The sequence below is a fragment of the Pseudonocardia sp. EV170527-09 genome (genome assembly GCF_008369905.1).
In the GTDB taxonomy this organism is placed as follows: Bacteria; Actinomycetota; Actinomycetes; order Mycobacteriales; family Pseudonocardiaceae; genus Pseudonocardia.
The window spans coordinates 1-1,344 of record NZ_VRMC01000241.1 but is presented as its reverse complement, the minus strand read 5'-3'; the positions used below and the strand labels follow the sequence as shown (position 1 = coordinate 1,344).

1 protein-coding gene and 1 pseudogene are annotated in these 1,344 nt (G+C 67.5%); both read left to right on the top strand.

Annotated features, from left to right (window positions below; translation table 11 throughout):
* Positions 1–764: GyrI-like domain-containing protein (locus FVA95_RS28795; RefSeq protein ID WP_149666902.1), on the top strand; the 764-nt coding region annotated here is incomplete at its 5' end.
* A 14-nt stretch (positions 765–778) separates the two neighbouring features.
* Positions 779–1,344 (top strand): annotated as a pseudogene (locus FVA95_RS28790) (hypothetical protein); the annotation flags it as partial.

The window sequence follows — 1,344 nt, the reverse complement described above, 5'->3', positions numbered from 1 at the left end:
GCCACTACCACGACATCGGCATCCTCGAACCGGCCCACATCGACCCCGACACCGGCTACCGCTTCTACGACACCGGTCAGGTCGACCACGCCCACATCATCCGCCGGTTCCGCTCCCTGGGCATGTCCATTCCCGACATCAAGGCGCTCCTGAGCACCGACGACGCCGGGGCCCGCACCGAGATCATCACCACCCATCTCGAACAGATGGAGGCTGCGCTCGCCCAGACCCGCGACACCGTGGGGGCCCTGCGTGAGCTGCTCGCCCCGACGAGCCCTCCCACCGACGTCACGTTGCGCCACGAGCCGGCGCTCGCGGTGTGGTCCATCAGCGCCGTCATCGACGTCTCCGAGATCGACGACTGGTTCGCCGCGGCACTGCGGACACTGCACCAGGCCGTCGCCACGGCCCCGGGCGCGCCTGACGCGACGGTGCCGGGCGGCCTCTACGAGCGAGCACTGTTCCTCGAACAGCAGGGCCGCGCCACCATGTTCGTCCCCGCGCCACCGTCCATCGATCCACCCGAGGGGGTCCAGGCCGAGGTCCTTCCCGGGACCGAGTTCGCGGTGCTCACCCATCCCGGCGGCCACGACGGCATCGACCGCAGCTACGCGGCCCTGGGGATCTATGTCAACGAGCATCTGATCAGCAGCCAGGGACCCATCCGCGAACACTACGTCGGCGGCACCCGCACGGATCCGGCGCGGTTCACCGCCACCGAGATCTGCTGGCCGATCTTCAGCACCACCACACCGCCGGAATGACAGGAGCACAGTGAATGCACGAGCGATTCGGCACCTATGGAGCGTGGCTCAACCCCGCACTGGGTGATGCCCCCCGTATCGACTACGCGCCGCAACTCGAGGATCTGGGATATCAGACGATCTGGGTGGGGGTCGGGGCATGCCCTGTCGGTGACCTCGCCCTGGTTGAGCAGATGGTGGCCGTGACGAACAACGCGATCATCGCGACGGCGATCATCAACATGTGGCAGGACGACGCCCGCGGCATCGCCCGTCACTATCACCGCATCGTCGACCGCCACGGGCCCCGGCTGCTCCTCGGCGTCGGACTCGGCCATCCCGAGACCCGAGACACCTACACGAGACCGTTCGACCGAATAGCCGACTACGTCGATGCGCTCCTGGCCGACAGCGTGCCCGCCGAGGCGATCGTGATCGGCGCCCTGGGAAAGCGGACACTGACGTTGGCCGGGGAGAAGACGCTGGGCGCACATCCGTATCTCACTGTCCCCGCGCACACTCGGTGTCCGCGTACGGGCTCTGATGTCGCTGTAGGTACGAGCTGGTTTGTCGTTGGTCCGGCGCGTCGGACCGAAGATCA